Raw genomic sequence first — 24,561 nt, 5'->3', positions numbered from 1 at the left:
GTCGGCACCGGCCCCGCACTGCCCGGCGGGGTCGGCGGCCGAAGATCTGGCCCGGGAACGGCGCCGCGGCCCGGCTGCGGGCCCGGCGGCCGGTGCGCCCGGCGCGGCCGGAAGCCGGTCAGGAGAGGGTGCCGCAGAGGCCGGCGGGCAGCGGGAGGAAGCCGTGGGTCTTGATGTCGGTCACCGCGGTCGCGTTCCCGCAGATCCAGCCGGTGGTCCCGAGGAAGTTCCGTAGGGCGGTGCCCTGGGGGGTGTTCGCGACGTAGGCGGCCTGCCGGACCACGTCGTGCACCAGCCCCCCGTAGAGCGACCCGGCGAACGGCGCGTTGATCGCGGTGGTCGTGGTGTCGACCGGCGGGATCCCGTTCACCGCGCGGACGGTCAGCGGGCCCGGCGCGTCGCCCGGGAGGCTGCGGCCGAAGTACACCTGGCCGATGTAGTGGCCGACCGAGTAGGGGAACACCGCGTCCGGGTCGTTGAGCAGCGGGTGGAGGCCCTGGTTCTCGACCGGGGTGGTCGTGACACACCCGCCCGGGATCACCGAGGTGCCTCCGCCGACGGCCCTCAGGAAGCGCAGCCGGGTGCCGGAGTCGGCCGGCGGCAGGAAGGGCTTGATGACGGCGTTCGGCAGCAACGGGTTGATCTGCTGCCAGTTGGTGAAGGTGCACTCGTAGATGCCCTTCAGCTCGGTCGAGGTCAGACCGACCGGCGCGTTGCCGCCCGACGTGGCCGCCCAGGAGACCGCGTCCTTGGCCAGGGCCACGAAGCTGTTGGTCGCGGGGTCGGAGGGCAGCCGGCCCCGGTCCGACCTGACGAAGTCGACCCCGTTGGGGTTCGCCTGGAGCGCGACCAGACCGTTCTGGAGTCCGAGGGGCCGGGAGGCGGCGGGGAGGCCCGTCTTCAGCGTGATGATCGGCGTTCCGACCGCGTCGAAGCTGTACGCCCGCGGCGCGGTCACGTTGCCCAGGGACGTCAGGTAGGCGTTGTAGTCGGCGGTCAGCTGGTTGAGCAGCGGGGCGGTGGTCTGCGAGCCGACGCCGACGATGGAGTTCGGTGCGGGGACGACTCCCCCGGGCGGGTCCGCGGCGGCGGAGCCGCTCCCCAGGCCCGCCAGTGAGGCGGTGACCGCCGTGACGGCGAGCAGCTTGCCCAAGACTGTGCGCATCGTTCCCCTGCTCCCTGTGCGGCGGTCGTCCGGTGGGGCCGGCGGCCACGGGCGCGAGGCCCGTGACCGCCGGGTGGTGCACTCGGTGCGGATCGTGCGGGTGGCGCGGTGGATCAGATGTGGGTGGTGGAGCCGCAGGCGCCGTTCGGGAGGGCCAGGAAGCCGTAGTCCTTGATGATCGTGGAACCGGCACCACCGTTGGTGCAGATCCAGCCGCCGACACCGAAGATGGCGCGCAGCGCGACACCGTGGGCGTCGGTCGCGGTCCACTCGGCCTCGCGGACCACGTTGTAGATCACGCGGCCGTAGGCGGTGGCGGCGAAGGTGGAGTTGATGACCTTCGGGGTGGCGGTGCTGACCGGCACGATGCTGTTGATGTCACGGATGGTCAGCGGGCCCTGGGCGTCGCTGCCCGAGGCGTGGCCGTTGAAGACCTGGCCGATGTAGTGGGCGACGGAGTAGGGAACGACCGCGTTGGCGTCGTTCAGGACCGGGTCGGTGCCCTGGTTCTCCTGGACGAGCGGGTTGGCCGTGACGCAGGCGCCCGGGACGACGGCGGTGGCGCCGCCGATGGCCTTCAGGAAGAAGGACCGGGTGCCGGAGTTGGTCTGCGGCAGGAAGGGCTTGATGGTGGCGTTCGGCAGGGTCGCGCTGATCTGCGTCCAGTTGGTGATGGTGCACTCGTAGATGCCCTTGAGCTGGGCGGTGGTCAGGTTGGACGGCGCGTTGCCGCCCGACTTGGCCGCCCAGGAGACCGCGTCCTTGCCCAGGGTGACGAAGATGTCGGTGGCCGGGTCGCCGAGCTGCGGGCCACGCGAGGAGCGGGCGAAGTCGACCGTGGTGCTGGTGTTGGTGTTCAGCGCGTTGATGCCGGCGCCGGAGCCGTTCGGGCGGGCGATCGAGGTCGCACCGGTCTTGGTGGTGATCGGCGAGGAGCCGGTCGCGTCCCAGCTGTAGAGGCGCGGCAGGGTGCTGCCGGCCGGCAGGGAGGCGTTGTAGCCGACCGAGAGGCCGTTCAGGACGGCCTGGGTGGTGTCCGAGCCGACGCCCACGATGTCCTGGGCGAGCGGCAGGGTCGGCAGCGTCGACGGGTCGGCGACGGCGGTGCCGCTCGCGACGGTGACGACCGAGGTCGCGATGGCGGCGGCGGCGAGCAGCTTGGCAGCGGTCTTGCGCATGTTCCGGTTCCTCCGGTGGGAGAGACGTACATCGCTTGCCCGGGTACTGGTTGTCAGTCCCGGGGCCGGGTGACCGCGTCCGCGGCGGCCTCTCCGGCAGTGCCGATCCTGTCGGTCGGCGCGGTTCCGTCGGAAGGGTGGTCAGTGACCCGGGGGGATTGTCGATATCTCGGTTCGGAGAGGTTTAGCGACTGGTCAGGATGGTCGAGCAGGGTGGTAAATCCGCAGGTGGGAGGCCGGTTACGTTCTTCTCCAGGTGGCGACTCGGGGGTTTGCCGGAAACCTGCGCTTCACCGGAAAAGGGGGGAAGGGGAGAGGTGGGGCGAGCGGGAACGGGCACGGGACCGCGACGAGCAGGAAGAACGGGCCGCACCGGCGAACGGGCCACCGGGAGGAGCACGGGCGCAGCTCCGCAGCGGCACCGGGGCGGGCGCGGCGGGCGCGGCGGGGAGAGGAGGGGCGACCGGAGGCCCGGACTACCAGGGCCAGGTGCCGTCGCGCCCGAGCCGGCGCAACTCCTGGCCCAGGTGCTGGAGCCCGGCGCGGAAGCCCTCCACGCCGGCCTGGCACTGGTCCCGTCTCAGGTAGCCGCGCGCGCTGCGCGCCACCGGGCCGGCCGCGTCGGCGGCGCCCGGACGGGTGGTGCGGACCGGCAGGTAGGCCGTCCAGACCCAGAGCCGCGCGTCGGACTGGCCGACGGTACATCGCAGCACGGTCCGTTCGATGATCAGTTCCCGGAGGGCGTCGGCGAGTTCCGCCTCGCTCCGGTAGGTCCGCACGCCGACGCCGAGTTGCCGCCCGTTGGCGGCGCGCAGCGCCCAGCCGAGGCAGCGGTCCCCGGCCGGGACGGTCAGCAGCTTCGGTCCGCGTCGTTCAGCGGACATCGGGGAACCTCAACGACACTCCACGGTCCGGGAGTTCGAGAGCGGGTTGCTTCGCCAGCAGCACCACGAAGCGACGGAAGGCGTTCTGACAGGTCGCGTACCGCTCGTACGCGCGGCTGGACCGGACCTCCGGGAGGGCGCGCGAGCCGGGGATGACCCAGACCCACCCGATGCCGTCCCGGACGTGCGTGATCCGGGCGGTGAGGCTCTCGGCCCCGGCCCGTAAGCCGTCGAAGCCGCGCTCCGCCTCCCCGGCCGTGTCGTACGCCGCCGCGGTCACGGCCACCACCCGGCCGTTGGGCGCCTTCAACTGCCAGCGGTACCGCCCGTCCGGTGCACGTTCTGCTCGAAACCCCCCTCGACTTGCCCCCGCTGCGGTGTGACCGCGGCCAGACGCGTCCACTGCTCCCCCACAGTCCGGTACCTCTCCGAGACGGGAGTAAAGCTATGTGTGCACACGAGACCGCCGGAAGCCCAGGAAATGCACAACTTGCTCCGTTGGCCGGGAAGTTCTCTCTCGTTAAACTTTCACCGGGTGCACACCAACCGCGCGCCAACCACTCCCGGAGCCGCTCCGCACCGTCCACAAACAGTTCGAACCGGGCCCATCACCTGCACGGGTGTTCAGAGCCGGGCCGTCCAGCGCACCCTGGTGCCCCGCCCGTAGGGCCCGGGCTCGTGCCAGGCGTCGCCGCCGAGTGCCTCGGCGCGCCGGGTCAGGTTGCGCAGGCCGCTGCGCCGGCCGCCCTCGGGGATGCCGACGCCGTCGTCGGTGACGGTCAGCAGCACGCCGGGCCGGCCGCCGCGGTCGAGGGACTCCGGGTCCCCGCCCACCGGGTGCCCGGCGTCGTCCAGGTGCACGGTCGCCTCGACCTCCACCCCGACCCGGGACGCCCGCGCGTGACGGGCCGTATTGGAGAGCATCTCCCTCAGCGCCGCCAGGAGTTGACGACCCGGTTTCTCGCCGACCAGGCTCTCCACCGGCCCCATGAAGGAGACCGAGGGCTTGAAGCCGAGCGCCGCCGCGGCCTGGCTGCACTCGCGCAGCACCCGGGTGCGCAGGGTGTCGGGCGCGTCGCCGTGGTTGTCGTGCTGGAGGGCGTAGATCGTGGTGCGGACCTCCTGGATGGTGGCGTCCAGCTCGTCCACCGCCTGGCCGATCCGGACCCTCACCTCCGGCACCACGGCCCGCCGGGCGGCGCCCTCCAGCATCATCCCGGTGGCGAACAGCCGCTGGATCACCAGGTCGTGCAGGTCGCGGGCGATCCGGTCGCGGTCCTGGAAGACGGCGAGGCGCTGCTGGTCCCGCTGGCCCTCGGCGAGCCGCAGGGCGAGCGCGGCCTGCGAGGCGAAGGTCTCGGCGAGCTGCTTCTCGGCCTCGGTGAACGGCAGTGCGCCGCGCGGGCGCCAGACGCAGAGCCCGCCGAGCACCCGGCCGGCGGCGACCATCGGCACCGCCAGCGACGGGCCGAAGCTGCGGGCCGCCCGGATCACCACGCTCGGGTCGGTGGACATGTCGTCGAGGTGGACGCTCTCCCCCTTGAGCAGCCGGGCCGCGAAACTGTCCGGCGGGAGCAGCTCGCCGCGGACGAACTCGGCGGCCTCGCCGGAGGCGTGGGCGATCCGCATCTGTGCGGCCTCGGCGCCTGCGTCGGCGTCCACGTCCGCGGTCGGCAGCAGGATCATGCCGAGCGCCGCGTCGGCCAGCTCGCGGACCTGCTCGGCGGCGACGGTCAGCGCGACCTCCGCCTCCTCGGTGGAGAGCAGCGCGGTGGTGACGGCGGCGGCGCCGGCGATCCAGCGCTCGCGGCGCCGCCCCTCCTCGTAGAGGCGGGAGTTCTCGATCGCGACGCCGGCGGCGGCGGCGAGCGCGTGCACCACCTGCTCGTCCTCGGGGGTGAAGGCCCCGCCGCCCTTCTTCTCGGTGAGGTAGAGGTTGCCGAACACCTCGTCCCGGATCCGGATCGGCTCGCCGAGGAAGGTCCGCATCGCCGGGTGGTGCGGCGGGAAGCCGTACGAGCGCGGGTCGGCGCCGAGGTCGCTCAGCCGCAGGGGCTCGGGGCGGTCGATCAGGACGCCGAGGATGCCCCGTCCGACCGGCAGCTCGCCGATCTCGGCGGCGTTGCCGTCGTCGATCCCCACGTGGATGAAGTCGGACAGTCCGTGCCCGCCCGGGGCGATCACGCCGAGGGCCGCGTACCGGGCGTCGACGAGCTCGGCGGCGCCGGTGGCGATCCGGTGCAGGGTGGCGTGCAGGTCGAGCCCGGCTCCGACCGAGACCACCGCCTCCAGCAGCCGCTGCATCCGGTCGGTGACGGCGGCGGCGGACTGCAGCCGCTCGGCGACCTCGGTGACCAGGGTGTCCAGGCCGAGCGAGGCGATCTCGGGCACCCGGTGCGGGGCCGGGTCGGTGCCGGGTTCGGGCGCCGGCTCCGGCCCGGCGGGCGCAGCGGGCACGACGGGCACGACGGGCACGGCACGGCCGGTCCGGCCGGTCGGGCCCGGTGGCACGACGGGGTCGGCGGGAACGGCGGGAACGGCGGGGTCGGGCGGCAGGGATGGCGAGGGGTCCATGGTGACGAGCGTAGTTTGTACGGTTTTCCGCCGAAGTAGCGACGCGACCGTCGCCGGTCAGGCCGCCACCGGCACCAGCAGGCCGTCCGCCTCCCGCTCGCGCTCCCGCATCGCCCGCAGCCGCCCGCCCGGCTCGGCCACCAGCTCCGACCACCGGCCCCGCTCGACCACCCGGCCGGCGTCCAGCACCAGCACCTCGTCCACCGTGGAGTCGTCCAGCCCGGCCAGCCGGTGGGTGATCAGGACGGTCGTCCGCCCGGCGGTGGCGGCCAGCAGGTCCGCGGTGAGCGCGTCGGCGGTGGGCAGGTCCAGGTGCTCGGCTGGCTCGTCGAGGACCAGCACCGGGAAGTCCGCGAGCAGTGCCCGGGCCAGCGCCAGCCGCTGCCGCTGACCGCCGGAGAGACGGGCGCCGTGCTCGCCGACCATGGTGTCCAGCCCGTCCGGCAGGGTCAGCGTCCAGTCCAGCAGCCGGGCCGCGGCGAGCGCGGCCCGCAGCTCCGCCTCGCCCGCCGAGGGCCGGGCGAGGCGCAGGTTCTCCCGGAGCGAGCTGTCGAAGACGTGCGCGTCCTGGGCGCAGAGGCCGATCACCCGGCGGACGTCGTCCCCCGCGAGCTCCCGACTGTCCACAGCCTGTGGACAGTCGGCGGCGAGGACCACGCTGCCGGCGCTCTGGTCCAGGAAGCGGAGCAGCGCCTGGGCGAGCGTCGTCTTGCCGGAGCCGGACGCCCCGACCACGGCGATCCGCCGGCCGGGGGTGAGGTCGAGGTCGAGACCGGCCAGCGCGTCGACCCGCTGCCCCGGGTACCGGGCGGTCAGCCCGCGCACCGCGATCGGGAGCGGCCGCTCCGGCAGCGTCGCCGGGGCGGCCGGCTCGGCGACGGCGGGCGGCGCGTCCAGCACCTCGGCCAGCCGCGCCGAGGCCGCCCGGCTGCGCCGGCGGGCTTGGACGGCGAGCGGCATCCCGGTGACCGCCTCGAAGGCCGCCAGCGGGGTGAGCACGACCACCGCCAGGCAGACCGGCGCCAGTGTGCCCGCCTGGACCCCGCGCAGGCCGACGGCCGCCGCGGCGGCCACCGTGACGCCGGTGAGCAGGGAGATCAGGCCGGTGCCGAGCGCGGCCGTGGTCGCCGAGCGGGCGGCGAGACCGGTCAGCGTGGCGTCGGCGGCCCGGACGGCGGCGAGCCGACCGGGCAGGGCCCCGGCCACGGTGAGCTCGGCCGTCCCGCTGAGGGCGTCGACCACGGTGGTGGCGAGCCGGCCCCGGGCGGGCGCCTGGCGACGCTCGGCGCCGGCCGACCAGCGGGCGGCCAGTGCCGGGACGACGGCGCCGGCCAGCAGCAGGCCGAGTCCGAGGACCAGCCCGGCGGCGGGCAGGAAGGCGCCCATCGCCGCCGCCGCGGCCAGCGACACCACGGCGGCCACGGCGGCCGGGAGCCGCCAGCGCAGGTAGTGGTCCTGGACGGCGTCGACGTCGGCGACCAGCCGGGAGAGCAGGTCGCCGCGCCGGAAGGCGGGCAGCCCGGCCGGGGCGAGCACGGTGAGCCTGCGGTAGACGGCGGCGCGCAGGGTGCCGAGGGTGCGCAGCACGGCGTCGTGCGAGACCAGCCGCTCGGCGTAGCGGAAGACGCTGCGGCCGATGCCGAAGGCGCGCACGGAGGTGACGGCCATCATCAGGTAGAGGACGGGCGGCATCTCGGAGGCGTAGGAGATGAGGTAGCCGGAGGTGGCCATCAGGGCGACGGCGCACCCGAGGGCGAGCGCGCCGAGCAGGACGGAGAGCGCCAGCCGGGGTCGGACCACGTCCGGCCCCGGTGCGTCGTCCTCCGCCGGGCCGCCCGGGGTCGGCCGTCCGCTGTGCGCGAGCACGTCCGCCGGAGCGGCGACCGGGGCCCCGGGAGCGACCGCCGGACCGGCCAGGTGGGCCCGCCGGTCGGCCGCCGCGAGCAGCGCGGGCCGGTGCGCCACCAGCAGCACGGTGCGCGCCGGGTCGGCGGACAGCTCCCGTACGGCGTCGACGACCGCCGCCTCGGAGGCGCCGTCCAGGTTGGCGGTCGGCTCGTCGAGCAGGACGAGCGGCCGGTCACCGGCGAGCAGGACCCGGGCGAGCGCGAGCCGCTGCCGCTGCCCGGCGGAGAGTCCGGCGCCGTCCTCGCCGAGCACGGTGGCGAGCCCCTGCGGCAGCCGCTCCACGAAGTCGAGGGCGTGCGCGGCCCGCAGCGCCTCCCGCAGCTCCGCGTCGGGGGCGTCCGGCCGGTAGAGCGCCACGTTCTCGGCGACGGTGCCGGCGAAGAGGTGCGGGTGCTGCGGCACCCAGGCGATCTGCCGCCGCCAGCTCTCCGGGGCGAGCTCGGCGAGGTCGTACGTCCGCCCGTCGGCGGCGGTGATCCGGACGGTGCCGGCGTCCGGGGCGGTGAGGCCGAGCAGGACGCCGAGCAGGGTGGACTTGCCGGCCCCGCTCGGTCCGGTGAGGGCGACGGTCTCGCCCGGGCGCAGGGTGAGCGAGGCGTCGTCGAGGGCGGGCGCGGTGCGGCCGGGGAAGGCGACGGTGAGCCCCTCCAGCCGGACGGTCGCCCCGGCCAGGGCGGGCGCCGGGGTGACGCCGGCGGCCGGCCGGTCGGTCTCCAGCACCCGGAAGATCTCGTCGGCGGCGGTCAGCCCCTCGACGCTGGAGTGGTAGAGCGCGCCGACCTGCCGGATCGGGGCGTAGACCTCGGGGGCGAGGATCAGGATCAGCAGCCCGGTCTCCAGGTCGAGCGTGCCGTCGACCAGCCGGAAGCCGATCGAGACGGCGACCAGCGCGACCGACAGGGTGGAGAGCAGCTCCAGCGCGAAGGAGGAGATGAAGGCGATCCGCAGGGTGCGCAGGGTGGCCCGGCGGTAGTCGGCGGTGATCCGGGCGATGGTGGCGGCCTGGGCGCGGGCCCGGTTGAACACCTTGAGCGTGGGCAGCCCCGCGACCACGTCCAGGAAGTGGTGCGAGAGCCGTGACAGGACGGACCACTGCCGGTCCATCCGCGACTGGGTGGCCAGACCGATCAGCACCATGAAGAGCGGGATCAGCGGCAGCGTGCCCGCGATGATCGCGGCGGAGGCGAAGTCGGCGCCGACGATCCGCAGCAGCACGATCACCGGGACGACGACGGCGAGCGCCAGTTGCGGCAGGTAGCGGGCGAAGTAGTCGTCGAGCGCGTCCACGCCCCGGGTGGCGAGGGCGGTGAGCTCGCCGGTGCGCCGGCCCGCCAGGTAGGCCGGGCCGAGCGCGGTGGCGTGGTCGAGCAGCCGGCGCCGCAGGGTGGACTTCACCCGGGCGACGGACCGGTGGGCGGTCAGTTCGGTGAGCCAGCCGACCAGCCCGCGGCCCACCGCGGTGAGCACCAGCAGCGCCAGCGGCGTGCCGAGCTCGTCCAGCCCGGCCCCCTGCTGGAAGCCGCGGACCACGATCTCGGCGATCAGGCTCGCCTGGACGACCACCAGGGCGGCGCCGGCCGCACCGAGCAGGACCGATCCGGCGAGGAAGGCCCGGGTGGTACGGGCGTACCCGAGGAGTCGGGGGTCGACGGGCTTCACGGCGTCAGACCTGGTCGAGCGCGGCGGCCGGGTCGTGCCCGGGGATGTGCTGGACGCCGATCCGCTTGCGGAACACCCAGTACGTCCAGCCCTGGTAGAGCAGCACGAGCGGGGTGAAGACGGCGGCCACCACGGTCATCAGCTTGAGCGTGTAGGCCGAGGAGGCGGCGTTGGTCACGGTCAGGCTCCAGCTCTCTTTCAGGGTGGACGGCATGACGTCCGGGAAGAGCGAGAGGAAGAGCATCGCGACCGCGGCCACGACGGTCGCCCCGGAGAGGACGAAGGCCCAGCCCTCGCGGCCCAGCTGGTTGGCGACCAGCGCACCGACCAGGGCGAGCACGGCGACCACCAGGGCGGCGAGGCTCCAGCCGTTGCCGCTGTCGGCCTGGGTCCAGATCAGGAAGACCGCGGCGAGCGCCGCCGCCGCCAGGCCGATCCCGAGCGCCATGGCCCGCGCCCGGTCGCGGATCTCGCCGACCGTCTTCAGCGCGGCGAACACCGCGCCGTGGAAGGTGAACAGGCTGAGCGTGACCAGCCCGCCGAGCAGCGCGTACGGGTTGAGGAGGTCCCAGAAGGTGCCGACGTAGTTCTTCTGCGCGTCGATGTCGACGCCGTGGACGATGTTGGCGAAGGCGACGCCCCAGAGGAAGGCGGGGATCAGCGAGGTCCAGAAGATCGCCTCCTCCCAGTTCCGCTGCCAGCGCGGCTCCGGCCGCTTGGCCCGGTACTCGAAGGCCACGCCGCGGACGATCAGGCAGACCAGGATCAGCAGCAGCGGGATGTAGAAGCCGCTGAACAGCGTCGCGTACCAGTCCGGGAAGGCCGCGAAGGTCGCGCCGCCGGCGGTCAGCAGCCAGACCTCGTTGCCGTCCCAGACCGGGCCGATGGTGTTGATCAGCACCCGCCGCTCGGCGGTGTTGCGGGCGAGCGGCTTGGTGAGGATGCCGATGCCGAAGTCGAAGCCCTCCAGGAAGAAGTAGCCGATCCAGAGGACGGCGATCAGGACGAACCAGACGTCGTGGAGTTCCATGGTCAATCGGTCCTATCGATCCTCAGTAGTCCTCAGTGGTCCTCGGTGGCTCGCGGTCGGCCCGCGGTCGGCCCGCGGTGCTGCCCGGGGCCGGCCGGTGCAGCTGCCGGGGCGTCAGTAGGCGAAGGCGAGCGGCTTGTCGGCGTCGTCGTCCGAGGACGGCCCCCGCAGCGACGGGTCCTCGGTGGGCGGCTGCTCGGAGGTCACCGGGCCGGCCTTCGCGTACTTGACGAGCAGCCGCACCTCGACGACGGCGAGGATCGCGTAGAGCGTGGTGAAGGTGGCCAGCGCGCCGATCTGGGTGCCGATGCCGACGTTCGGCGAGACCGCGCTGGCGGTCGTCATCAGCCCGAAGACCGCCCAGGGCTGACGGCCCATCTCGGTGAAGATCCAGCCGAAGCTGTTGGCGATCAGCGGGAATCCCATGGTGAGGATGCCGATCCGCCAGCTCCACTTGGTGAGGGACGGACCGAGCTCGCGCTTCGGGGTGAGCATCAGCCGCGGCACCTCGGTGTCCCCGGTGCGGAACTCCGGGGCCAGGAGCCACTTCCGCCGGGTGGTCCAGAGCCCGATCACCCCCGCCACGAAGGAGGTCATTCCGAAGCCGATCATGAGGCGGAAGCCCCAGTAGGTGACGAAGATGCTCGGGATGTAGTCCTTCGGGTCGCCGCCGTACTTGGCCGCCTCGGCGTTGGCGGTGTCGTTGATGCCGGGGACGGAGGAGCTGAAGTCGCTGTTGGCGAGGAAGGACAGTATCCCGGGGATCTCCAGCTCCACCGAGTTGTGGCCCTTGCCGACGTCGCCGACCGCGAAGATCGAGAACGGCGCGGGGGCCTGGGCGTCCCAGAGCGCCTCGGCGGCGGCCATCTTCATCGGCTGCTGGCGGAACATCACCTTGGCGAGCGAGTCGCCGCTGAGTGCGGTGCCCAGACCGAAGACCACCGCGAGGACGAGGCCGAGCCGCAGCGAGGTCCGCATCACCGCGACCTTCTTGACGTCCGCGGTCTCCGGCTTGCGCTTGGCCTTCCAGAGGTGGAACGAGGCGATGCCGACCATGAACGCCGCGCCGGTGAGGAAGGCAGCGGTCAGGGTGTGCAGCACGACGGTGACGGTGGTGTCCTGGAAGAGCACCCGGACGATGTCGGTGAGCTGGGCCTTCCCGGTGACCGGGTCGACCGTGTAGCCCACCGGGTGCTGCATCCAGGAGTTGGCCGCCAGGATGAAGTAGGCGGAGAGCACGGTGCCGAGCGACACCATCCACATGCAGGCGCAGTGCAGCTTCCTCGGCAGCTTGTCCCAGCCGAAGATCCAGAGCCCGATGAAGGTCGACTCGAAGAAGAAGGCGATCAGCGCCTCCATCGCGAGCGGGGCGCCGAACACGTCACCCACGAAGCGGGAGTAGTCGGACCAGTTCATGCCGAACTGGAACTCCTGGACGATGCCGGTGACCACGCCCATCGCGATGTTGATCAGGAAGAGCTTGCCCCAGAACTTGGTGGCGTGGAAGTACTTCTCCTTGTCCGTCCGCACCCAGGCGGTCTCCAGCCCGGCCACGATGGCGGCGAGGCTGATGGTGAGCGGGACGAAGAGGAAGTGGTAGACGGTGGTGATGCCGAATTGCCATCGCGCAATGGTTTCGTGAGCGATTGCCAGTTCCACGTCGCCCTCTCTCCAACCGACCTGTCGAGGTCACATTTCGGACAAACTTCATCTATAGCTGTAGACCGCTGCCCAACCGCGCATGCTTGTCCGCTTGTGAACGTGAACACGTTCACAAGCATCAGTATCCATCATCCTTACGAGTGATTGGTGGGCGGGGTGCGTGAGGCCCGCCACTGACCGGCGGCGATGCCGTGCGCACAGCCTGCGAAGCCGACCGCCCGGCCACAACGAGCGGCCGGGCGGGTGGAGGTGGCTTCTTGGACGATCCGGCACATTGACAACGTCCGGACCGTACGGAACGACGCAATCCCGGGGAGGCGCCGCGCCGCGCGGAGGCGTGCCGCCGGGCCTGCGCGGCGGGACCGGCTAGGCCCGGCCGAGCAGCTGGGTGCCGGGGGCGGAGGGGGCCCGGGCGGTGAAGTAGTCGACGAACGCACGGAGGAACTCGTCCGCCGTGATGACACCGTCGCCGTCGGTGTCCAACTGGCGGAACCCGTGCGACAGTTCGGCCGGGTGGACGCGACGGCTGCCGAACAGCACGCGGTACTCGGCGAAGTCCAGCCGCCCGTCCTGGTCGGTGTCGGCGGCGGCCAGCACGGCCCGCAGCGCGGGGAGCAGCCCGCCCTCCAGGTAGGCCGGGTCCCGGTCGCACCCGGCCAGGGTCGCGGCGACGAACTCGGCCCGACTGATCCGGCCGTCGCCGTCGGCGTCCATGGTCGCGCGCAGCTGCTCCCACCAGACCTCGAAGGCGGTGTACACGCGCGCCTCGCCGTCCTCGGAGAGTTCCAGCTGCCAGCAGACGTTGTGCGCCATGGCCTGCAGGTCGCGCACGGTGAGGTGGCCGTCGCCGGTCTGGTCGAGGACCTCGCGGAAGAAGCGGTCCAACCGGGGCGGCCGGGTGTCCCGGCCGGACGGCCGCCGGGGCGCGGCGGGCGGCCGTCCGGCGGCGGAGCGGTAGCGGTAGCGGTCGGGCAGCCCGGTCATCAGGACGCGCCCGCCGCGGTGCAGCAGCCGGGAGAGGAGGGCCGCGCGGCGCGTGCGGACCAGCCCGAACCGCTCCCGGTAGACCGGCGGGAGGTCGGCGACGGTCAGCTCGGTGACCAGCCGCCCGACCACCGCCCGCAGCAGCCGCCAGCCGACCGGCCCGAGGAACCGCAGCCGGCGCGGGCAGGGGGCCTCGTGCAGCATCTCGTACAGCAGGTGCCGCGCCGCGTCCGTGAACTCCAGCTCCTCGGCCGCCGTCCGGACCAGGTAGGCCGGAAGGTCGGCGGCGGTCGGCGGCAACGCGCCGTCGGGCAGCCCGAAAACGCCCACGACCTCCCTGAACTCCCGGTACAGCTCTTCGAGTTCATCTCCGCTGTACGGGTCTCCGCCCAACTCCCGCATGATGACGACGGATTCGAAGAGGGTGAGGAGCACCCAGGCCCGGGTGCCGGGGTCGTGGGCGTCGTACGGGCGACCGTCCCCGCCCGTCCCGCGGATCCGCCGGTGCGCCCGGTCGAGGCGCTGCACCTCCCGCCACAGCTGCTCCTCGTCCGCCTGGAACAGCCGGCGCCCGCTGCCGAGGGTGTGTTCGATCCGGCGCCACGGGTGGCCCCGGTAGGTGGAGTGCTCGGCCATCCCGGCCCCGACGACCGGGTGGGAGGCCTGCAGCACCAGCAGCCGCCAGGCGACGAGCCCGATCCGCCACTCGCCGAGGTCGCGCCGGAACGAGACCGCTGGACCGGCCGCCGGGCTGGTGGGGGGTTTCGACGCCATCAGGACTCTCCAAGGGGCTGCTGGGCCTTCCCGTGCCGGGGGCGGCATTCCCGGCGGTCCGTCGGGGAAACGCGCACAGGATTAGTCGGATCGTCCTACCGGCTGGCGCTCTGCCGGCCCCGGGGAGACCTCGCCCCGGGCCCCGCTCACGTCCTCGCGACGGGCTCCGCGGCGAGCGCCCCCAGCTCCGCGAGGTCCGCGGCGTCCAGGTGCAGCCCCGCGGCGGCGATGTTCTCCACCAGGTGGGCCGGCGAGGAGGTGCCCGGGATCGCGAGGATCACCGGCGAGAGGGCGAGCAGCCAGGCCACCATCACCTGGGCCCGGGTGGCGCCGTGGCGCTCCGCGACCCGGCGCAGGGCCGGGTGGTCGGGCACCCCGGTGCCACCGAGCGGGTAGAAGGGGACGAACGCGATGCCCTTCGCCTCGCAGTCGGCCAACAGCCGGTCGCCCGCCTCGGTGTGCTCCAGCACGCTGAACTTGTTCTGCACGGCGACCACCGGCGCGAGCGCCTCCGCCTCGGCGAGCTGGGCGGCGTCGACGTTGCTGACGCCGAGGTGCCGGATCAGGCCCTCCGCCCGCAGCTCGGCCAGGGCCGCGAAGGGCTCCGCGATCGAGGACTGACTGGGCATCCGGCGCAGGTAGACGAGGTCCAGCCGGTCCACGCCGAGCTCCCGCAGGTTGCGGTGGACGGCCGCGCGCAGGCCCTCCCGGTCGGCCGGGAGGAGCCAGTTCCCCTCCGGGTCGCGGCCCGGTCCGACCTTGGTGGCGATCACCAGGTCGTCCCGGTACGGGTGCAGGGCCTGCCGGATCAGACCGTTGGCGGAGACGTCCCGGTGGAAGTAGAACCAGGCGGTGTCGATGTGGTCGATGCCGAGCTCGACCGCCCGGCGCAGCACCTCGCGGCTCTGCCCGGGGTCGCAGGCGGGGCCGTCCCAGTCGTGGGAGGGCAGCTTCATCGCGCCGAATCCCATCCGGGACACCGGCAGGTCGCCGCCGAGGTGGAAGGTGCCGGCCGCGGAGACATCGGGTGTGGTCGTCATGACACCAAGCCTCGGGCGGGCTCGCGGGGCCGCCCTCCGATCTGGCAGGTTGCTGCCATGAGCACCGATCGGATCATCACCCTGCACGGCGAGAGCGAACTCGTCCGACGGGCCGGCCACCTCTTCGTCGCCTCGCACGAGGAGTTCCTGGTCGCCGCCGCCGATCTGATGACCTGGTCGGCCGGCGTCAACGCGGCCTTCCGCGAGGGCAAGCGGCCGCACGTCGTCCCCGGCCTCACCATGCGCAAGCTCTACACCCGGCGTGCCCTCGCCGATCCCGAGTCGCACCGGCGGCTGCTGCGGATCGCCGCCTCCGGCATCGAGGTCCGGGTCTCCGACGGCCCGCTCACCCGCGAGGCGATCATCATCGACCGGCGCACCGCGATCCTGGCCGGAGCCCCCGTCCGCGGCGTCCGCACGTACACCGTGGTGAACACCCCGGAGGTCGTCGACGGCGTGCGCTCCCTCTTCCGCGCCACCTGGGAGACGGCCACCGACCTCGCCGACTGCACCGCCGCCCCGCCCCCGCTGACCGAACAGGCCCGCCACATCCTGCGCGCCCTCGCCGCCGGCCACACCGACGAGACCGGCGCCCGCCTGCTCGGCGTCTCGCTGCGCACCTACCGCCGCCGGGTCGCCGACCTGATGACGTCCCTCGGCGCCACCTCCCGCTTCCAGGCCGGCCTGCTCGCCCAGGGACTCCTCGACGAGCCGCTCACCCCCGACGCGCCCCGGTGACGTCCGGCCCGATCACGAAGCCCTTCGCCGGCCCCTCGGGGATCACCGCGCCCTCCCCGTACGGGGTCCGCACCGAGCAGGCGTAGGCGCCGCGCCCGGGATCGGGGCCGGTGAGGACGGTGACGGCGCCGCCGTCGTCGAAGTCGTCGACGATCACGTACACCGGGATGCCGGCGGTGGCGTAGGCACGAAGCTTGAGGACCCGGTCGCGCTGGCGATTCGTGTGACCGGGCGAAACGGTCTCGACCATCAGAGCGACGCCCGACGCCAGAATCCCCAGACCCTCGGGGTGCACGATCTCCTCCAAGTCGTCGGGCGCGACGTAGACATCGGGGATCGTGACCTTGAGACCGCTGATGACGTTGCCGTCGTTCCCGGGAGCCCACCCGGTACCCCGCAGATGGTCGTGCAACGCGAGCAGGATCCGCCGGTTGACCGTCATGTGCCGGGCCCCGCCCGCGGGTGACATCTGGATGGCTCCCTCAATGATCTCCGCGTGGAAGCCCTCGGGAACATCCATGGCCCTCCACACCTGCCACAACGCCTGGTCCAGGTCCACGACGGTCTCCTCGGCTACGAGCGCGAACATTGAGACACCCCTCATTCCCGTCCAGTGTCATCAGCCCGCACGATCCCGCACAAGCCGCAGCCGTACGGTCGCACGCGACCGGCGGGGTGGCGGCGTGGACGATCGAGGTTCACCCGACCGGGGGGTTTCAGCGCTGGTGGGGAAGTTCCAGGCGGAAGGTGGCGCCGGCGCCCGGGGCGGTGTGGAGGGTGAGGGTGCCGCCGTGGGCGTGGGTGAGGGCCGTCGCGATGGCGAGGCCGAGACCGGCCCCGCCGCGCTTGTCGGGGCGGCTGCGGGAGGCGTCCACCCGGTAGAAGCGGTGGAACACCAGGGCCGCCTGGTCCGCGGTGAGACCGGGCCCGGAGTCGGCGACCTCCAGCAGGCAGAGACCGCCGTCGGTGCCGACGCCGATCCGTACCGGGGTGCCGGGCGGGGTGTGCTTGACGGCGTTGCCGACCAGGTTGGTGACCACCTGGCGGAGCCGGGCCTCGTCGCCGAGCACGGGCGCGGGTCCGGGCGCGCCGGTGCCGGCGGGGCCGGTGAGCGCGACCGGGCGGGACGGGTCGAGGGCGGTGAGGTCGTGCAGGGCGTCCGCGGCGAGGGTGCGCAGGTCCATGGGGGCGAGGTCGAGCGGGCGCTCCTCGTCGAGCCGGGCCAGCACCAGCAGGTCCTCGACCAGCGTGCCCATCCGGACGGCCTCGTTCTCGATCCGCCCCATGGTGCGCTTGACGTCGGCCTCGGTGGGGAGCGCGCCCATCCGGTAGAGCTCGGCGAAGCCGCGGATCCCGGCCAGCGGGGTGCGCAGCTCGTGCGAGGCGTCGGCGACGAACCGCCGCATCCGGGCCTCGGACTCGGCCCGGGCGGCGAACGCGGCCTCGATCTGGGTGAGCATGCCGTTGAGCGCGACGGACAGCCGGCCGACCTCCGTCCGCGGGTCGAACTCGGGCATCCGGTGGGAGAGCTCCCCGGCGGCGATCCGCTCGGCGCCCTCCTCGATCCGGCTCAGCGGACGCAGCCCGGCCCGGACGGCGAAGAAGCCGAGCGCGGCGATCAGGACGAGCACCGCGCCGCCGATGCCGACGAAGGCGGTGTGCAGCCGGGCGACGGTGCCGTCGATGTCCTCGCGGGAGACGGCGACCATCAGGTAGGCGGGGGTGGGCGCGGGGGCGGCGAACATGCTGGGCTGGGCCGGCGGGCGCTGGAGCGGCAGGACCAGTGCCCGCCAGGTGCGCCGGCCGCGCTGGTCGGGCAGGTCGAAGGGGGTGTCGGGGTCGGTGGCGGCCGGTTCGAGGCCGGCCAGCTGCGGTGCCGGGTCGTTCTCGGAGACGGGCTGGCGGACGACCAGCTGCACCTTGCCGTCCGCCGAGAGGTACTGGACCAGGTACTGGCTGGGCAGCGCGGCCAGGTACTGCGGGGCGGCGCGCTTGGCGCCGGGGGAGGGCGACTGCTGCTTGTTCTCCTGCCAGTTCACCCGGGACGGGGCGCGGTGCGCGAGCGGTTCGCCGAACCGCTGCAGCTGCTCGTCGAGCCGCTGGACCAGCTGGACCCGCACCGTGCCGAGGACCACGGCGTCGCTGACCACCAGGCCGGTGGTGACCAGGACGAGCACGAGGACCAGCAGGCGGGCGCGCAGCGACAGCCGGCCGAGCGTCCGGGACGGACGGCGGAGCAGGGCGGGCAGCGAGAGCAGCAGGCGGCGCATACGGGGGCGGGGCGGGGCGGTCAGGCCTGCGGCGGACGGCGCAGCGCGTAGCCGATGCCGCGCACGGTGTGGATCAGCTTGGGGCCGTGGGCCGGGCCCGAGTCGAGCTTGCGGCGCAGGTAGGAGATGTACGACTCGACGATGGAGAGGTCGCCGCCGAAGTCGTAGGCCCACACGTGGTCGAGGATCTGAGCCTTGGAGACCACCCGGCCGACGTTGGCCATCAGGTAGTGCAGCAGCTTGAACTCGGTCGGGGAGAGCGCGACGGGGGCGCCGCCGCGGGTGACCTCGTGGGCGACCGGGTCGAGGGTCAGGTCGGCGACGATCAGCCGGCCGTCCTCGGCCGGTCCGCCGGAGCGGCGCAGGATCGCGCGGATCCGGGCGATCAGCTCCTCCAGGCTGAACGGCTTGGTGACGTAGTCGTCGGCGCCGACGGCCAGGCCCTGGACCTTGTCACCGACCCCGTCCTTGGCCGTGAGGAACAGCACCGGCAGGTGGTCGCCGGGATGGCCGTGGACGGGCCCGGCTATGAGGCCGCGGCTGGTCTGCTCGCGGAGCCGCTCGACGACGGTGAAGCCGTCGAGGTCGGGGAGCATCACGTCGAGGACGACCAGGTCGGGCCGCTCGGCCGCGATCAGTTCGAGCGCCTCGGCGCCGCTGGCGGCGGAGGCGACCCGGAAGCCCGAGAAGCGGAGCGAGGCGGAGAGCAGCTCGCGGATGTTCGGTTCGTCGTCGACGACCAGGAGGAAGGCCTCCCCAGGACCGCCGCCGTTCACCGCCGGGGTTCCTGCTGTGGACACAGTGCCTTGCACGGGGGTTCCGCCTCCCGGTCGGACGATGACATTCGGATCGAGGCTAGCCCGGGGAGGGTATGAGCCATCGATGAATGTTGGATTAACACCTTATCGGGCGGTTTTAGGCGGCCGGGCCCACAGGGTCGGCCTGGATGGTGTGCGCACGGGTCCGGGAGGCCCCCGGGCCGGGAGCGAACGGCCCGGGGCGGGCGGTCCGGGAGCCGCGCGGCCCGGCCCCCCGGGGAGGTTTCGGCCGGGCCGCGCGGGGTCGTCGTCCGGGGTTGCCGGGCCGGGTTCAGCCCCCGGACGGGTTCCTGGTGCCGGCTCCGGCCCCGGGTACGGCACCGGCACCGGCGAAGCCGCCCGCCCCGAAACCGGTGGCGCCCTGGACCAGCTGGGTCGCGGCGTAGCCGCCGTCGGCGGCCGGGGTGCCGACCACGGTGACGCTCTGCCCGGGCTGGAGGTCGGCGACCTTGCCCTCCTTGTTGAGCTGGACCTTGGTGGTGTCGCCCGTGGTCACCTTCACGGTGTTGCCGTTGGCGTCGGTCAGGTAGACGGTGGTGCCGTCCACGGCCTTGACGGTGCCCCGGGTGAAGCCGCCCTGACCGCCCTGACCGGCCCCCGTTCCCTGACCGCCCTGACCGCCCTGGCCGCCCTGACCGCCCTGGCCGTTCCTGCGGTTGCCGTTGGCCCCGAAGCCGCTCGCCGCCGCCCGGGGCTGCTGCCCGCCGGAGGCGGCCGTCCGCCCGGAGCCCTCGGAGCCGTGGTCCCGCTGGTACCAGGCGCCACCGGCGAACGCGGCCGTGGCGATCACCGCCCCGGCGAGGACGAGCGTCACCCAGGGCAGCCGGCGGCGTGGCGGTGCGGCCAGCTCCGCGGAGACGTCCCGGGCGTCCGGCGGGGTGGCGAGCAGGGTGACCTGCTCGGCGGGGGTGCGCGGCTCGATCTCGTGGCTCATGGTCTGCGGTCCTTGGTCACTCGTGGCGGAGGGCGTCGATGGGGCGCAGCGAGGCGGCCCGGTTGGCGGGGTAGCTGCCGAAGAACAGGCCGATGGCGACGGCGATGCCGAACGCTCCGAGCACCGACTCGGGGATCACCACCGGCTCGATGCCGACGATCCTGACGTGCGAGCCGGCGATCCCGACCAGCACCCCGAGCCCGGCGCCGATCACCGACAGCAGGGTCGCCTCGGTGAGGAACTGCCCGAGGATCACCCCGCGCGGGGCGCCGAGCGCCTTGCGGATGCCGATCTCCCTGGTCCGCTCGGTGACGGTGACCAGCATGATGTTGGTGATGCCGATGCCGCCGACCAGCAGCGAGATCGCCGCGACCGCGCCGAGCAGGACCGTGAAGGTCCTGGTGGTGGACTCGCGGGCGGTGAGCAGCGAGGCCTGGCTGCTGATCCGGAAGTCCGCCCTGCTCGGGTCGGCGATCGCGTGGGTGCCGAGCAGGACGCGGGTGATCTCGGCCTGCGCCGCGGTGGTGGACTCCGCCGAACTCGCCTGCACCAGGATCTGGTTGACGGCGCCGAAGCCGGTGAACGCGTTCTGCACCGTCGGCAGCGGGGCGATCAGCACGTCGTCCGGGTCGGTGAAGCCGGAGCCGCCCTTGGCCCGGAGCACGCCGACCACCGTGAACGGCGTTCCCCCGACGGTGACCGTCTTCCCGACCGGGTCGGCGGCGGCGAAGAGCTGCCGGGCGGTGGTCGACCCGAGCACCGCGACCTTGCGGGAGTTGAGGACGTCGTCCGGGGTGAAGTACTCGCCGTGCGCGATCCTCTGGTTGGCGGTCTCGAAGTACGCGGGGTAGGTGCCGACGATCGACCCGGGGCTGTACGAGATGTCGCCGTACAGGGCGGTGCCGGAGGCCGTCACCACGGGGGCGACGGACTTGACCGCCTGCGCGTCCGCGTCGGTCGCCAGTGCCCTGGCGTCGGCGACCGTGAGCTTCTTGGCCCCGGCGGCGGCCCGCTGCCCGCCGGAGGACGCCCCGGACGTGACGGTCAGCGCGTTGGTGCCGAGCGAGGTGATCGACTCCTTGACCGCGACCGAGGACCCGTTGCCCACGGCGAGCAGCAGGATCACCGCGGCGACGCCGATCAGCACGCCCAGCACGGTGAGGGCGGAGCGCACCTTGTTGGCGGCGAGACCGCCGACGGCGAAGCGGAGCACCTGCCAGACGATCACGCGGACACCTCCGCCCGGCGCAGGGCGGGCGGCGGCCCGTCCGCCGGGGCCTGCCGGACGTCGGCGACGACCGCGCCGTCCACCAGCCGGATCACCCGCTTGGCGTGCCGCGCGACCTCGTCCTCGTGGGTGATCAGGACGATCGTGCGGCCGGTGGCGTTGAGGCCGTCGATGATCGCGAGCACCTCGCCGGTCGAGCGGCTGTCCAGGTTGCCGGTGGGCTCGTCGGCGAGCAGCATCGCGGGTGCGGTGACCAGCGCCCGGGCCACGGCCACGCGCTGCTGCTGACCGCCGGAGAGCTCGTTGGGCCGGTGCCCGGCGCGCTCGGCCAGGCCGACCAGTGAGAGCGCCGCGAGAGCCCGGCGGCGCCGCTCGGCGGCCCGGACGCCCGCGTAGGCGAGCGGGAGCTCGACCTGGGCCAGGGCGGTGGTGCGGGGGACGAGGTTGAAGGACTGGAAGATGAAGCCGATCTTGCGGTTGCGGACCAGCGAGAGCTGCCGCTCGTCCAGGTGACCGACGTCGGTGCCGTCCAGCAGGTAGTGGCCGGAGGTGGGCACGTCGAGGCAGCCGAGGATGTTCATCAGCGTGGACTTGCCGGATCCCGAGCTGCCCATCACCGCGACGAAGTCACCCTGCTCGATGTCGAGGTCGACGCCCTGGGGCGCGCCGGTGGCCGGGTCGTCCGGGCCCCGCAGGGCGTGCACGGTCGCGTCGCCGTGGCCGTAGGACTTGGTGAGCCGGCGGATCCGGATGACCGGCGGAGCCGTGCCCGTCCGGGCCGGGAGGGTCCCGCGCGCCATCAGCGGCCACCGCCCCGGCCGGTGCCCGCGCCGCCCGCAGCGCCGCCCGCAGCGCCGCCGACTCCGGCCACACCCGCACCGGCGCCCCCCGCACCCGCACCCGCACCGGCTCCGTTCCGGCCGCCCTGACCCCCGCCGGCGCCCGGGAAGGAGCCGTTGGGGAACCCGTTCGACCCGCTGGTCGAGGCCAACTCGACCTGGTCGCCCTCGCTCAGCCCGGAGACCACCTGCACGGTGGTGTCACCCTCGACGCCCACGCCCACGGTGATCCGCTCGGTGGCGCCGTCGGGGTGGACCAGGGTGGCCGTCCGGTCGGCGCCGGTGCCGGACAGGGCCGCCGTGGGCAGCGAGAGCGCGTCGGCCGCCTCGCCGGTGACCACCGAGACGGTCGCGCTGAGACCGGTGCGCAGCTTGCTGGTGTCCCCGGTGATCCCGAGCGTCGCCGCGTACTGGACGGCGGCCGAGCCCCCGCCGCTGCCGCTCACCGGCAGCGGGCTGACCGCCAGCACGGTGGCGCCGAGCTTGGTGTCGGACTGCGCGTTCAGCGTGACGGTGGCCGCCTCGCCCTTCTTCAGCTTCAGCGAGTCCAGCTCGGAGAAGTTGGCGGTGACCTGCATCCCGGTCGGGTTGGTCAGCACGATGAAGCCGCTGGGCGCGCTGGTGCCGGAGGAGGCGGACTTGGCGGCGGTGGAGCCGCTGCCGGTCGCACCGACGGTGTCGCCGGCCTTCGCCGAGACGGAGGCGACCGTGCCGTCCACCGAGGCGGTGAGCGTCGTCCCGGCCAGGGCCGCCTGGGCGTTGGCCAGGTTGGTCCGGGCGGTGGCGAGCTGCTGCTCGGCCTGGGCGACCGCCGCCCCGTCGACCTTGGTGGTGCTGATCGTCGTGGTCTGCGGCTCCGGCACGGCGGCCTGCGGCGCCTGGACGGCGGCCTGCGCGGACGGACTGGCCTGCGCGGACGGGTCGGCCTGCGGGGCGGACGCGCTGCTCCCGCCCGCCCCTCGGCCGCCCGCTCCGCCGCCCGCCGAACCGCCGCCCGCCGAACCCGCGGACGAACCGGACCCCGCGGCGGCGGCCTTCGCCGGCAACTGCTGGACGGTCGTCGTGGTGACGCCCGCCCGGGCCTTGGTCAGGTTGGCGTCGGCCGTGGTCAGCGCCGACTGCGCGGCGTCCACCTGCTGCTGGGCCGCGGTGGTGTCGACCGTCGCCAACACCTGGCCCTTGGTCACCGTGTCGCCGACCGCGACGCTGACGGCGGTGAGCCGGCCACCGGTGGCGAAGTCCTGGGCCGCGTCGGTCGGCGACGCCAGGGTGCCGGTTCCGGACACCGTGGCCAGGACGGTGCTCCTGGTCACGGTCGCCGTGCGGACCGGGGCCTTGGCGGTCTGCCGGGCGGCGCCGTCGTCCAGCGTGGTGTACGCCAGGGCGGCCGCACCGAGCAGGGCCACGCCGAGCGCGGAGTTGACGAGGACGGCACCTCGCCGTCGCGGGAACACCTTCATGGCGGACAGCTTCCCGGGGCGCTCTTGGGTCGTCCTGTACGCCGGCTGGGAGAACGCTGACCGGCCGAACCGGGGCAATCCCGCACGGCCCACCCGGCCCGGGCACCCGGCTTGACCGCCGTCGCACCGGTCGTTGACCGATCTCCCAGCAGCCTCCCAGCCATCCACAGCCTCTCCCGATCCTCCCGGGGGTCCTCCCGGGGTCCTCCCGGCCGACGCGGCGCGCCGGGAGGGCGGAGCGGGGCCGGAACGGGAGGAGCCGGGTCCGGCAGCTGCTGCCGGACCCGGCTCCCGGGGCCACCGCCGCGGACCGGACGGTCAGAGCTCCTTGCGGAACGCCTCCGCCACCGCGAGGAAGATCGAGTTGCCCTCGACCTCGCCGATCGAGATCCGCACGCCCTCCGGGAACGGCCGGACGATCACGCCGGCCTCGGCGCACGCGGCCGCGAAGTCCTGCGAGCGCTCGCCGAGCGCCAGCCAGACGAAGTTGGCCTGCGAGTCCGGGATCTCCCAGCCCTGGGCGCGCAGCCCGGCGACCACCCGGTTCCGCTCCTCGACCAGCGCCTCCACCCGGACCATCAGGGCGTCCTCGGCGCGCAGCGAGGCGACGGCCGCGTCCTGGGAGAGCTGGGTGACGCCGAACGGCACCGCGGTCTTGCGCAGCGCGTTGGCGACCGGCTCGTGCGCGATGGCGAAGCCGACCCGCAGGCCGGCCAGGCCGTACGCCTTGGAGAAGGTGCGCAGCACGCAGACGTTGGGGCGGTCCCGGTAGAGGTCGATGCCGTTGGGCACCTCGGGGTCGCGGATGAACTCGATGTACGCCTCGTCGATGACGATCAGTATCTCGGCCGGGACCGCGTCCAGGAAGCGCTCCAGCTCGGCGCGGTGGATCACGTTGCCGGTCGGGTTGTTCGGGTTGCAGACGAAGATCAGCCGGGTCCGCTCGGTGACGGCGGCGAGCATCGCGTCGAGGTCGTGGTCACCGCCCTCGGTCAGCGGCACCGGCACCGGGGTCGCGCCGGCGACCTGGGTGATGATCGGGTAGGCCTCGAAGGAGCGCCAGGCGAACATCACCTCGTCGCCGGGGCCGGCGGTCGAGAGGATCAGCGACTGGGCGACGCCGACCGAGCCGGTGCCGGTGGCGATGTGCTCGGCCGGGACGCCGAAGTGCTTCGCCAGCTCGGCGGTCAGCTCGGTGACGGCCATGTCCGGGTACCGGTTGAGCTTGCCGGCGGCGGTGACCGCGGCCTCCAGCACGCCGGGCAGCGGCTCGTACGGGTTCTCGTTGGAGGACAGCTTGTAGGCGTCGGCGCCGGCGGGCTTGCCGGGCTTGTAGGTGGGGATGCCGTCCAGGGTCGGCCTGAGGCGGGGGCCCTGTGCTGCGGTCACGGTCGTTCTCCTTCGTTGTATCCGCTG

Annotated in this window: 19 protein-coding genes; 1 reads left to right on the top strand and 18 read right to left on the bottom strand. The window is 73.6% G+C overall.

Annotated features, from left to right (window positions below; all coding sequences use genetic code 11):
- Nucleotides 1-118: 118 nt before the first annotated feature.
- From PUR56_RS17965 to PUR56_RS17920, 10 genes are all read right to left on the bottom strand, one after another.
- On the bottom strand, nt 119-1,165 hold the full coding sequence (locus PUR56_RS17965; RefSeq protein ID WP_329949664.1) for a substrate-binding domain-containing protein: 1,047 nt from the start codon (nt 1,163-1,165) through the stop codon (nt 119-121).
- 113 nt (nt 1,166-1,278) lie between these two features.
- The gene (locus PUR56_RS17960; RefSeq protein ID WP_329949663.1) at nt 1,279-2,343 is read right to left on the bottom strand and encodes a PstS family phosphate ABC transporter substrate-binding protein; all 1,065 of its coding nucleotides are present in this window, start codon (nt 2,341-2,343) and stop codon (nt 1,279-1,281) included.
- 476 nt (nt 2,344-2,819) lie between these two features.
- Nucleotides 2,820-3,227, bottom strand: coding sequence for a hypothetical protein (locus PUR56_RS17955; protein WP_329949662.1), 408 nt, complete (start codon nt 3,225-3,227; stop codon nt 2,820-2,822).
- Nucleotides 3,217-3,630 carry a DUF1508 domain-containing protein gene (locus PUR56_RS17950; protein WP_329884719.1) on the bottom strand — a complete coding sequence of 138 codons (414 nt, stop codon included), beginning with the start codon at nt 3,628-3,630 and terminating at the stop codon, nt 3,217-3,219. The genes PUR56_RS17955 and PUR56_RS17950 overlap by 11 nt, the downstream gene beginning before the upstream one ends.
- 221 nt (nt 3,631-3,851) lie before the next feature.
- A complete protein-coding gene (locus PUR56_RS17945; protein ID WP_329884994.1) occupies nt 3,852-5,531 on the bottom strand; it encodes a sensor histidine kinase in 1,680 nt (559 codons plus the stop codon).
- 327 nt (nt 5,532-5,858) lie between these two features.
- The gene (cydD, locus tag PUR56_RS17940; protein WP_329949661.1) at nt 5,859-9,368 is read right to left on the bottom strand and encodes a thiol reductant ABC exporter subunit CydD; all 3,510 of its coding nucleotides are present in this window, start codon (nt 9,366-9,368) and stop codon (nt 5,859-5,861) included.
- Between the two features lie 4 nt (nt 9,369-9,372).
- Complete coding sequence (gene cydB, locus PUR56_RS17935) at nt 9,373-10,398, bottom strand: cytochrome d ubiquinol oxidase subunit II (RefSeq protein ID WP_329949660.1); 1,026 nt, start codon at nt 10,396-10,398, stop codon at nt 9,373-9,375.
- A 114-nt stretch (nt 10,399-10,512) separates the two neighbouring features.
- A complete protein-coding gene (locus tag PUR56_RS17930) occupies nt 10,513-12,057 on the bottom strand; it encodes a cytochrome ubiquinol oxidase subunit I (RefSeq protein ID WP_329949659.1) in 1,545 nt (514 codons plus the stop codon).
- A gap of 369 nt (nt 12,058-12,426) precedes the next feature.
- Nucleotides 12,427-13,818, bottom strand: coding sequence for an oxygenase MpaB family protein (locus PUR56_RS17925; protein WP_329949658.1), 1,392 nt, complete (start codon nt 13,816-13,818; stop codon nt 12,427-12,429).
- A gap of 146 nt (nt 13,819-13,964) precedes the next feature.
- Entirely contained in the window at nt 13,965-14,858 is an 894-nt protein-coding gene (locus PUR56_RS17920) for an oxidoreductase (protein ID WP_329949657.1), read from the bottom strand.
- A 57-nt stretch (nt 14,859-14,915) separates the two neighbouring features.
- Here PUR56_RS17920 and PUR56_RS17915 point away from each other — a divergent pair, with 57 nt between their 5' ends.
- Nucleotides 14,916-15,596: a helix-turn-helix transcriptional regulator gene (locus PUR56_RS17915; RefSeq protein WP_329949656.1), complete on the top strand. Its 681-nt coding sequence runs from the start codon at nt 14,916-14,918 to the stop codon at nt 15,594-15,596.
- On the opposite strand, the gene PUR56_RS17910 is transcribed toward PUR56_RS17915, so the two are convergent.
- The 8 genes from PUR56_RS17910 to hisC form a co-directional block, all read right to left on the bottom strand.
- Nucleotides 15,574-16,185, bottom strand: coding sequence for a Uma2 family endonuclease (locus tag PUR56_RS17910; RefSeq protein ID WP_329949655.1), 612 nt, complete (start codon nt 16,183-16,185; stop codon nt 15,574-15,576). The genes PUR56_RS17915 and PUR56_RS17910 overlap by 23 nt on opposite strands.
- Nucleotides 16,186-16,312: 127 nt before the next feature.
- Nucleotides 16,313-17,866, bottom strand: coding sequence for a sensor histidine kinase (locus PUR56_RS17905; RefSeq protein WP_329884727.1), 1,554 nt, complete (start codon nt 17,864-17,866; stop codon nt 16,313-16,315).
- 20 nt (nt 17,867-17,886) lie between these two features.
- On the bottom strand, nt 17,887-18,666 hold the full coding sequence (locus PUR56_RS17900; protein ID WP_329884728.1) for a response regulator transcription factor: 780 nt from the start codon (nt 18,664-18,666) through the stop codon (nt 17,887-17,889).
- 289 nt (nt 18,667-18,955) lie between these two features.
- Nucleotides 18,956-19,618: a hypothetical protein gene (locus PUR56_RS17895; RefSeq protein ID WP_329949654.1), complete on the bottom strand. Its 663-nt coding sequence runs from the start codon at nt 19,616-19,618 to the stop codon at nt 18,956-18,958.
- A gap of 16 nt (nt 19,619-19,634) precedes the next feature.
- Nucleotides 19,635-20,846 (bottom strand): ABC transporter permease, encoded by a 1,212-nt coding sequence (locus PUR56_RS17890; protein ID WP_329949653.1) that lies wholly within the window; start codon nt 20,844-20,846, stop codon nt 19,635-19,637.
- Nucleotides 20,843-21,646 carry an ABC transporter ATP-binding protein gene (locus PUR56_RS17885; RefSeq protein WP_329949652.1) on the bottom strand — a complete coding sequence of 268 codons (804 nt, stop codon included), beginning with the start codon at nt 21,644-21,646 and terminating at the stop codon, nt 20,843-20,845. The genes PUR56_RS17890 and PUR56_RS17885 overlap by 4 nt, the downstream gene beginning before the upstream one ends.
- Nucleotides 21,646-23,145: an efflux RND transporter periplasmic adaptor subunit gene (locus tag PUR56_RS17880; protein ID WP_329949651.1), complete on the bottom strand. Its 1,500-nt coding sequence runs from the start codon at nt 23,143-23,145 to the stop codon at nt 21,646-21,648. The genes PUR56_RS17885 and PUR56_RS17880 overlap by 1 nt, the downstream gene beginning before the upstream one ends.
- Before the next feature lie 318 nt (nt 23,146-23,463).
- A complete protein-coding gene (hisC, locus tag PUR56_RS17875) occupies nt 23,464-24,534 on the bottom strand; it encodes a histidinol-phosphate transaminase (RefSeq protein ID WP_329949650.1) in 1,071 nt (356 codons plus the stop codon).
- Between the last annotated feature and the right edge of the window lie 27 nt (nt 24,535-24,561).

This window comes from Streptomyces sp. BE303 (assembly GCF_036290945.1).
Lineage (GTDB): Bacteria > Actinomycetota > Actinomycetes > Streptomycetales > Streptomycetaceae > Kitasatospora.
Note: the sequence above shows the minus strand (reverse complement) of the source record. Positions and strands in the feature narration are given on the sequence as shown.

Coding starts and splice junctions, on each gene's coding strand:
- PUR56_RS17965 (WP_329949664.1), bottom strand. CDS start 1,165: ATGCGCACAGTCTTGGGCAAGCTGCTCGCCGTCACGGCGGTCACCGCC.
- PUR56_RS17960 (WP_329949663.1), bottom strand. CDS start 2,343: ATGCGCAAGACCGCTGCCAAGCTGCTCGCCGCCGCCGCCATCGCGACC.
- PUR56_RS17955 (WP_329949662.1), bottom strand. CDS start 3,227: ATGTCCGCTGAACGACGCGGACCGAAGCTGCTGACCGTCCCGGCCGGG.
- PUR56_RS17945 (WP_329884994.1), bottom strand. CDS start 5,531: ATGCAGCGGCTGCTGGAGGCGGTGGTCTCGGTCGGAGCCGGGCTCGAC.
- cydB (WP_329949660.1), bottom strand. CDS start 10,398: ATGGAACTCCACGACGTCTGGTTCGTCCTGATCGCCGTCCTCTGGATC.
- PUR56_RS17925 (WP_329949658.1), bottom strand. CDS start 13,818: ATGGCGTCGAAACCCCCCACCAGCCCGGCGGCCGGTCCAGCGGTCTCG.
- PUR56_RS17920 (WP_329949657.1), bottom strand. CDS start 14,858: ATGACGACCACACCCGATGTCTCCGCGGCCGGCACCTTCCACCTCGGC.
- PUR56_RS17915 (WP_329949656.1), top strand. CDS start 14,916: ATGAGCACCGATCGGATCATCACCCTGCACGGCGAGAGCGAACTCGTC.
- PUR56_RS17910 (WP_329949655.1), bottom strand. CDS start 16,185: ATGTTCGCGCTCGTAGCCGAGGAGACCGTCGTGGACCTGGACCAGGCG.
- PUR56_RS17905 (WP_329884727.1), bottom strand. CDS start 17,866: ATGCGCCGCCTGCTGCTCTCGCTGCCCGCCCTGCTCCGCCGTCCGTCC.
- PUR56_RS17895 (WP_329949654.1), bottom strand. CDS start 19,618: ATGAGCCACGAGATCGAGCCGCGCACCCCCGCCGAGCAGGTCACCCTG.
- PUR56_RS17885 (WP_329949652.1), bottom strand. CDS start 21,646: ATGGCGCGCGGGACCCTCCCGGCCCGGACGGGCACGGCTCCGCCGGTC.
- PUR56_RS17880 (WP_329949651.1), bottom strand. CDS start 23,145: ATGAAGGTGTTCCCGCGACGGCGAGGTGCCGTCCTCGTCAACTCCGCG.